Origin of the sequence: Shewanella sp. HL-SH5 (assembly GCF_051163755.1) — a bacterium.
Taxonomy (GTDB): domain Bacteria; phylum Pseudomonadota; class Gammaproteobacteria; order Enterobacterales; family Shewanellaceae; genus Shewanella; species Shewanella glacialimarina.
In genome coordinates this window covers 461,304-470,468 of sequence record NZ_CP195038.1, presented here as the reverse complement: position 1 = coordinate 470,468, position 9,165 = coordinate 461,304, and the positions used below count along the sequence as shown (strand labels likewise).

The 9,165-nt window shown below is 40.0% G+C and carries 7 protein-coding genes; 6 read left to right on the top strand and 1 reads right to left on the bottom strand.

The features are described 5' to 3' along the window. The first annotated feature begins 59 nt into the window (after positions 1-59). The 6 genes from ACRWQM_RS01975 (at position 60) to ACRWQM_RS01950 (ending at position 8,338) form a co-directional block, all read left to right on the top strand. Complete coding sequence (locus tag ACRWQM_RS01975) at positions 60-2,237, top strand: type I secretion system permease/ATPase (RefSeq protein WP_434931087.1); 2,178 nt, start codon at positions 60-62, stop codon at positions 2,235-2,237. Continuing rightward, positions 2,234-3,616 (top strand): HlyD family type I secretion periplasmic adaptor subunit, encoded by a 1,383-nt coding sequence (locus ACRWQM_RS01970; protein ID WP_434931086.1) that lies wholly within the window; start codon positions 2,234-2,236, stop codon positions 3,614-3,616. Before ACRWQM_RS01975 ends, ACRWQM_RS01970 begins: the two co-directional genes overlap by 4 nt. A gap of 74 nt (positions 3,617-3,690) precedes the next feature. Next, entirely contained in the window at positions 3,691-5,052 is a 1,362-nt protein-coding gene (locus ACRWQM_RS01965; protein WP_434931953.1) for a TolC family outer membrane protein, read from the top strand. Further along, positions 5,052-5,657 carry an OmpA family protein gene (locus tag ACRWQM_RS01960; RefSeq protein ID WP_434927305.1) on the top strand — a complete coding sequence of 202 codons (606 nt, stop codon included), beginning with the start codon at positions 5,052-5,054 and terminating at the stop codon, positions 5,655-5,657. Before ACRWQM_RS01965 ends, ACRWQM_RS01960 begins: the two co-directional genes overlap by 1 nt. A gap of 67 nt (positions 5,658-5,724) precedes the next feature. After that, positions 5,725-6,405, top strand: coding sequence for a transglutaminase-like cysteine peptidase (locus ACRWQM_RS01955; RefSeq protein WP_434929151.1), 681 nt, complete (start codon positions 5,725-5,727; stop codon positions 6,403-6,405). A gap of 7 nt (positions 6,406-6,412) precedes the next feature. Next, positions 6,413-8,338 (top strand): bifunctional diguanylate cyclase/phosphodiesterase, encoded by a 1,926-nt coding sequence (locus ACRWQM_RS01950; protein WP_434927306.1) that lies wholly within the window; start codon positions 6,413-6,415, stop codon positions 8,336-8,338. 103 nt (positions 8,339-8,441) lie between these two features. Here the strand turns inward: ACRWQM_RS01950 and ACRWQM_RS01945 are convergent, their stop codons facing one another. Further along, the gene (locus tag ACRWQM_RS01945; RefSeq protein WP_226412971.1) at positions 8,442-8,873 is read right to left on the bottom strand and encodes a hypothetical protein; all 432 of its coding nucleotides are present in this window, start codon (positions 8,871-8,873) and stop codon (positions 8,442-8,444) included. Positions 8,874-9,165: the final 292 nt, after the last annotated feature.

The following is a 9,165-nucleotide window of genomic DNA, read 5'->3' as shown; positions in this document are numbered from 1 at the left end:
TGTTCATAGCATCAATAAGAATAATAAGTACATAAAAAAATATTAAGGATATCACCACAGTGCCAGCAACTGCTTCCAAGATTCAGGAACAGTGGACCATTTCGGCCTCACAAAGAGTGACAGTCGATCCACTTCTTGATTGCCTTGTCTTATTAACCGAGCATTTCGGCAGCCCATGTTCAAGTGAATCACTTGCGGCAGGACTTCCGTTAACCGGTGCAGTGCTAACCCCTGACTTACTGCCACAGGCGGCTGGACGCGCAGGCCTATCAGCAAAGCTGTCACGAAAAGATCTTAATCAAATAACACCAATTTTATTACCTTGCATATTATTACTCAAAGATAAGAAAGCTTGTATTTTACGTGAAATCAATATTGAACAAGACAAGGCTGTCATCCAACTTCCTGAAACGGGTGGGGAAGAAACGCTTACCTTAGAGGAGTTAGAAACCCTCTATGTTGGTTACCTGTTTTTAGTAAAACAACATTACCGTGGTGATGCTGCAGTTGATGTTCACATTCATGACAGTAGCGTGCATTGGTTAAAACAAAGCATTGTTGACTCAGCTCCAATTTATAGAGATGCGTTAATTGCGTCGGTACTGGTCAATTTATTTGCCTTAGTGTCACCATTATTTATCATGAATGTTTATGATAAAGTTGTTCCAAATCTTGCTTTTGAGTCACTTTGGGTACTTGCTATTGGTGCGGGTATTGCTTATGTTTTTGACTTCATCATGCGACAACTAAGAAGTTACTTGATTGATATAGCTGGAAAAAAAGTTGACATCATTGTCTCCTCTAAACTTTTTGCTAAAGTCATTGGCATCCCATTATCTCTGCGTTCTCCTAGTGTTGGTGGCATGGCTCGCCAGCTAGGTGAGTTTGAAAGTATTCGAGAGTTTTTAGCCTCTGCAACTATTACCTCACTAGTTGATTTACCTTTTGCAATCCTGTTTGTCATTATTATTTATATCGTTGCTGGTGATTTGGCAGTAATCCCTGTTATCGCAAGCTTGTTGATAATTGCTGTCACCTTATATGTACAACCTAAACTTAAAGCCGCAATTGAAGAAAGTAACCGCTTTGCCAGTTTAAAGCATGGCCATTTAGTCGAGAGTTTAACGGCAATCGAATCGATTAAAGCCAATGGCGCTGAAGGTATTGTTCAAAAGAGCTGGCAACAAATGATTGGCCATACTGCCAACTGGGAATTAAAAACTAAAAAACTGGCTAATTATTTAGCCAACTTTGCCAATTTCTCTGTGCAATTTAGCGTAATTTGCGTGGTTATTTTTGGGGTATATCGCTTAGCTGACAACGAACTTTCTATGGGAGGCATAATTGCCGCGGTTATGCTATCCAGCCGAGCTGTCACCCCCATGGCACAATTAGCCTCCTTGATTACTCGGGGCAATTACACCATGAGCTCATTACGTCAACTTAACCAAATAATGGATCAAGAAGACGAATTTGAAAACAAAGGTCAGCTTGTGAGTAAAGAACGTATCAATGGCAGAATAACCGCTGATAATGTGAGTTTTACTTTTCCTGAAGCAGAAAAGCCAATTCTGTACCCTATGTCTATCAACATTGAACCCGGTGAGAAAGTGGCGATTATTGGCCGAAACGGATCGGGTAAAAGTACCTTAGCTAAATTGTTGTTGGGTCTGTATAAGCCAACCAATGGTAGCCTTCGATATGATGGTATCGATGCTGGTCAAATACATCCCAGTGATTTACGCCGTAACTTTGGTTACTTACCCCAAGATGTTACCCTTTTTCATGGCAGCATTAGAGACAATATTCTATTTGGCACTCGCCAAGTGAGCGAACATCAACTGATTAGAGCGGTACAATTATCAGGTGTAAGTCTGTTTACTCACCTAGAGTCTGAAGGCCTTGATCAACAAGTGGGTGAAGGTGGGTTATCATTAAGCAGAGGACAACGTCAAAGTGTGGCTCTAGCAAGAGCAACGCTTAATGACCCTCCAATCTTGTTAATGGATGAACCAACAGCCAGCTTAGATGCTCGTGCAGAGAAACAATTTGTCAATTCAATGGCACAGGTCAGTAAAAATCGAACTTTACTGCTAATTACCCATAAAATGCATTTACTTAACTTAGTCGATCGTATTGTCATCTTAGATCGTGGCCACATTATTGCTGATGGTCCAAAAAAAGAAGTACTAGAGAAACTTAATAATGGCCTGCTTGCTGGAGGTCAAAATACATGAGTAAACACTTAACCACTGCAGACTTAGAAATGGTCGATGATGTTTACGGCGCCATGATGACCGATGCCCCATCGGGTCATAGATTGATTATTTGGTCAATGGCAGCCATGATGCTGTGCTTTTTTATATGGGCGTATTTTTCTGAACTAGATCAAGTGACGACCGGTATGGGTAAAGTTATCCCATCTTCTCAAGTGCAACTTATCCAAAGTTTGGATGGTGGTATTTTACAAGAGGTCTTTGTCCAGGAAGGTATGCTGGTCGAGAAAGATCAGCCATTAGCACGTATCGATGATACTCGCTTCCGCTCTGACTTTGCTCAACAGGAGCAAGAAGTATACGGACTACAAACGAATGTTATCCGTATGCGAGCAGAGTTAGACAGTATTGTTATTTCAGATATGTCTGCTGACTGGCGCCAACAGGTTAAAATAACCAAACAGTCTTTAATCTTTCCAGCAGAACTCATTGAACAAGAACCAGCATTGGTTAAGCGTCAACAGGAAGAGTATTCAGGTCGTTTAGATAACCTCAGTAACCAACTTGAGATATTAGTCCGCCAAATACAACAACGTCAGCAAGAAACGGAAGAACTATCGTCTAAAATATCGACTTTAACCACAAGCTATCAACTCATTTCTAGAGAACTAGAGCTCACTAAACCATTAGCACGAAAAGGTATTGTTCCTGAAGTTGAGCTGTTAAAATTAGAACGTGTCGTTAACGATATCCAGGGTGAACTTCAATCTGTACGATTATTACGCCCCAAAGTGAAATCTTCGATGGACGAAGCCATTTTAAAACGCCGCGAAGCCGTATTCATTTATGCGGCAGATTTACGTGCTCAGCTCAATGAGATGCAAACCAAGCTATCAAGAATGAACCAAGCACAAATTGGCGCGTTTGATAAAGTCAGTAAAGCGGTTATAACTTCGCCAGTTGCAGGTACGATAAAATCAATTCATATTAATACATTGGGCGGGGTTGTTCAGCCAGGGCAAGAAATAATTGAAATTGTGCCATCGGAAGATCGCTTATTAATTGAGACTAAAATCACCCCAAAAGACATCGCATTTTTGCATCCAGGCTTACCTGCGATTATTAAAGTCACCGCCTATGATTTCACCCGTTATGGTGGTTTAAAAGGCACAGTGGAGCACATTAGCGCTGACACGTCGCAAGATGAAGAAGGCAACAGTTTTTATACTATAAAAGTAAGAACTGAAGAATCGAATTTAATGAAAGACGATGGCACACAGATGCCAATTATTCCCGGTATGCTCACCTCGGTGGACGTTATTACGGGGAAAAGATCCATACTTGAGTACATATTAAATCCAATTTTAAGAGCAAAAGATACTGCGCTGAGAGAGCGCTAAAGAACCGGGAGGGTTTTTTACAAATGATCAATACAACAAATCGACAACTAAGGTTTAGTGCACTTGCATTGGCTATGTCGGTATTAATGTCACCTGTAGCGTCTAGCCAAACACTAGAACAAGCAGTTGCACATACACTAGACACTAATCCAGAACTGCGTATTGTGTTCAACCGTTTTAAAGCGCGAGAAGAACAAGTTAACCAAGCTAAATCAGGATATATGCCAACGGTAGATATCACGGCAGGTTATGGTTGGGAGCAAACTGATAGCCCATCATCACGTCGAAAAGTACAGCCCCTAAATGATAATTTGGATGAAGGGGTAATGGAACTTGAGCGTGGAGAAGCTGGTTTCAGTATCAAGCAGATGCTATTTGATGGTTTCTACACCAGTAGTGAAGTTGATCGTTACTCATTTGAAGCCAGTGCAGAGCAATGGGCATTATTTGCTGCCGCTGAAGACATGGCTTTAGATGTAGCTAAAGTGTATTTATACTTTATTCGTGCTGAACAAGTTCTCACTCTTGCACAAAGAAACTTAGAAAGCCATGAAGCAATATATGATCAAATAAAACAGCGAACAGATTCAGGTTTAGGGTCGATTGCTGATTTATCGCAAATCACCGGTCGTTTAGCTCGCGCAAACGCCAATGTGGTTTCGGCTAAAAATAATCTCCATGACGCTAAAGCACAATATATGCGTATTGTGGAAATCGCCCCGGAAGATTTAATTTTACCAGTGCCCGATGCCGACATGCTACCTAAAAGCTTAAGTGAAAGCATAAAGCTGGCTTCTTCTAGCCACCCTATTTTGAAATCTTCAGAAAATGACATCAACGCAGCTAAACAAGAGCGCAGCTCGGTTAAGTCGAATTATTACCCTAAATTCAATCTTGAATTGAGTGGTAACTGGAACAATGATGTTGATGGCGAAGATGGCTACAGCCAAATTGCCAATCAAAATGTCAATGGATACAGCAATGACTTAGTCGGTATGGTAAGAATGCGTTACAACCTATTTGCTGGCGGTAAAGATATCGCCCGCGATAGAGAATCTGCCTACAAAATCAGTGAAGCGAAAGAAATTCAGCAGCGCGCAAACCGCCAAGTCGTTGAAGGTGCTTCGCTTGCATGGAACGCCTTTGAAATGTTATCGCCACAAAAAATGTATATTCGTGAACATGTTGTTGCCTCAAAACAAACTCAAGTTGCTTACGAGCAGCAGTTTAACCTAGGTCAGCGTACCTTACTCGATTTACTCGACACCGAAAACGAGCTATTTGAAGCGCGTAAAGATTATTTACAAACTGAATATGATGAAATTATTGCTCAATACCGCGTATTAAACTCGACCGGTAGGTTGTTAGAATCATTACGGGTAACCCGCCCAGATGTTTGGTCTGGCGAACGTAATTACGAAGGAGGAGCAAACTAATGCGCTACTTTCTTATACTATTAATGGTTAGCTTAACCAGCGCTTGTTCCATGAATGATACTATTTCTATGGATCAACCCACTCAACAGCAATTTGATCTAAACGATAAAGACCGTGACGGCGTTATTGCTGCAAGAGAACGCTGTATCGACACAATAGCAGGATCAGAAGTTGATAATTATGGTTGCGGCACAGTTAAGAATATTAACGAACGCCAACAACTTGAAATTTTATTTGAAAACAACTCTGACTATATTGATCCAAAGTATTACTCACAAATAGAAAAAGTGGCTAGCCTGATGACACTTTACCCTTCAACGATTGTGACCATTGAAGGACATAGTAGTAACCGTGGCAGCTATGAGCTGAACTTGGCTTTATCACAAAATAGAGCTAAAGCTGTTACTACAATACTCCAAGATACATTCGGTATTGAAGCGTCACGTTTGAACTCTGTAGGCTATAGTTTTGATCGCCTTATCGACACTAGTGGCACTCCAGAAGCTGAAAAAGTGAACCGTCGCGTTATCGCTGAAGTACAAAGTGAAGAGACTATTCCAAATTTAAAATGGCATATTTACACTGTTGATCAACAAACAGAATAGCGATAAGTAAAGTTGTCATAAACATAAGGGCTCGCAGCGTTTGACTCTATCGAGATGCAATAAGTCCATAACAAAAAGAGGCTGTCACGTTTTAATTGTGGCAGCCATTTTGTCTATTTCAACACTTTTTGCGGCGCCTACGCAAACACTAAATGCTGACAAAATTATTTCGACTCTTAGCCAGAATTATGGCCAGCGCGCAGGCTTAAGGGCCAAAGCCTGGTTTAAAGTGGTTGACGAAGCACAAGCTTTACCGGAAAAACAACAACTAGAGAAAGTGAATCAATTTTTCAATTTATTCAGATTTGTTGATGACAAAGTACTTTGGGGTGACTCTAACTATTGGGCCACACCAATGGAGTTTATCGGTGTAAATGGCGGCGATTGTGAAGACTTCTCTATTGCCAAATACTTTACCTTACTCCAATTAGGTGTATCAGAGGATAAACTGCGCATCACTATGGTAAAAGCGACTTCTGTGAATCAATACCACATGGTGCTCGCCTACTATGAAACACCGAGTTCGGTCCCGTTAGTTTTAGATAATTTAGACAAGAAAATTAAACTGGCAACACAGCGACGCGATTTACTCCCTGTGTATAGCTTTAACGGTAAGCAGTTATGGTTAAATAAAGAAAAAGGTCGAGGGGTGTTAGCAGGCTCATCATCACGACTAGAAAAATGGAATGATTTAACACATCGCTTAGGTGTTGACCGTTTACGTCAACCCAAACTTAAAATGGAGTAGTGACCACATGACCCTGTTTCGACAGATTTATGCGTTACTTTTCGTACTATTCTTGCTAACGATAGCAAGCTTAGCTTACGTGCAATTTAACGAGACTCAGAGCTTTCTCGCAAAGCAAATGGAGTCAGACCTTAATAATGCCAGTCACTCATTAGGACTGATGCTTGTGCCAGCTCTAGAGGCTGGAGACGATGCTGCGACAGAAACCTTAGTCAATGTGTTGTTTGAAGGTGGATATTACCAACAAATTAAGCTTACCTGGTTAGTTGATGGTAAACAGCAAGTCTGGAATAATGCCATTCGAGTACAAAATGTCCCCCAATGGTTTATTGACCTTGAAATTTTTAAGCCTATTGCTAAAGAAAGTATCATCACATCTGGTTGGTTACAGCTGGCTAAAATTGAAATAACCGCTCACCCAGGGTTTGGTTACCAGGAGATGTGGCGGATTATAACCAATATCATCATAGTATTTTCAATTTTATTCTTAATCGCCATCATCTTTGCTCGAGTTGGTTTAAGCATCATCTTAAAACCATTGAATTCGCTATCAGAGCACGCTAAAAAAATTGCTAATCGTCAATTTGGCCCAGATATGCCAACCCCTAAAACAACAGAGTTAAAGGAATTGGTTCAAGCATTTAACAGCATGTCGAGCCAACTTAAACAGGTGTTTAATTCGCTAGATGAAGAAGTATCAGCTTTACGTAAGAAAAACTTAGTTGATCAAGTTTCCAATCTTCCTAACCGTCAATATATGGTAAGCCGGATTAATGGTTGGCTCAGTGAACCTAGTTCTGGTGCATTATTTTTAGTTAAAATGGACTGGCTTGAAGATGTGCATAGCCAGTATGGCTATCAAGTAAGAGATGAAACCATCAAGTTACTTGGCAATAAATTACATCACCATTTAGATGAAATTAGCCCTTCTGTTATTGCACGAATAGCTGCATATGAATTCGCATTCTTAATTGAAGAAAGTGAACACGAACAACTCAGTAAATACTTACAGGGCATGATCCGCACAATCAATAAAGAAATATCGAAAGCAGGTTGTAAACCCAATGAGCAATTCAATATTGGTATCGCTGAACGTTTAGGTCAAATGAGTGTATCGGACATACTTGCTCAAGCTGACAATGCGTTACAAAAATCGATTAAAGATAATAAAATCTTTCATTGGTATGAAAATACTCAGCAGCAATTATTCAGCCGTGATGAGTGGCGACAAAAGCTCACCCACGCAATCAATAACAATCAATTTCAATTTCGTTGGCAACCCATATTATTAAATGAAAACAATGAAGTGTGTCAACGTGAACTCTACTGTCAACTCACATTAGATAATGAAGTGTTACATGCAGGTCAGTTTATGCCTTTTGTGGAAATTTTATCATTGGGTACCGTGTTAGATCGCTGCTTAATTGAAACCGTTAATAGCCATCATTTATTTGACCGTAATTTTGAACCTGTGGCCATCAACCTAACTTATCAAAGTATTGGCGATCATGAGTTTCATCTTTGGATTAAGAAATTCCTTAGAAATCATAAAACGCCTGAACGCATTTGTTTTGAGATCCCTGAAGCAAGTGTCTATAGCGATTTAAGCTCATGTGAACACTTGTGCAATATTATTCGTGATTGTGGTGCCCACTTCGGCATTGACCATTTCGGTCGTCAATTCGGCTCCATGGCCTATTTACAAAACCTAAGACCCAGCTATGTAAAACTGGATCAATCTTTTGCTTTTATCGAAGAGAATCAACACAACAGTGAGCTATGTCGCGCGTTGGTTAACGTGGCAAAAGGACTAGATATTCAAGTTATAGTGACGGGAATTCAAGAGAATAAGCAGCTAAGCCGCTTTAACGACTTACGTCTAGATGCACACCAAGGCTACATAGCCCCGCCTGTTGATATCAAACTCACCTAATCATCATTAGGGTATCTATCACCCACAAAAAAACCAGTAGTATGCATGCTACTGGTTTTTTATTGGCTTATTCAACTTTAATTAACTATTTGACTCAAACAACTTAATCGTCGACACCATCATCCATGTCAAAATCATCATCTGAATCATCAGCGTCATCAAAGACATCAATATCGTCACCATCTGCAATCTCATCTGGCTCAGGTGCTGGCTTAGCTTTCTTTGGAGGCGCGGTATCGGGCACCTTAGACAAATCAATGCGAGTTTGCTGTTTAGCCATAAACTCAGCACGGGCGACTTGCCAAGCATCGCCAAACTCAGCCAACGCAGCTTTAGTTTGTGCCTCATCAAGATCATGCAAATTTACTTTAACGATATCTTCTACATACTCAATGATGACATTGCGTACTGTATTAAATAAATAGATACGCCCTTTGGATGCTTCAGGTAATTGGCCGTCGTGAATAACAATTGTATTCCCTCTAGCCGTTCTTAACTCACCAACCCATAATTGTTTTTTTACTGTGTTATACATATATGCTAACGCCCTTAAATCAACACATATACCAAAAAGATATGCTCGATGAACTACTAATAACCTCGGCTCAATATTATTAAGCTTCAATAATGTGGGTATTTAAACAGAATAATACAGAGAATCAATGCCTAATTTAGTTAATTTTCAAATTTTGGTAAAAATATTCAAAAATAATTTACCAATAGCGTAATGACCTTAAAAAAAGCACAAAATTTATGTATGTCTCATGATACGTCGTTAAAAACTTTCACTTTACACAAGCATAAACCGACACTTTCTTGCTTTAAAA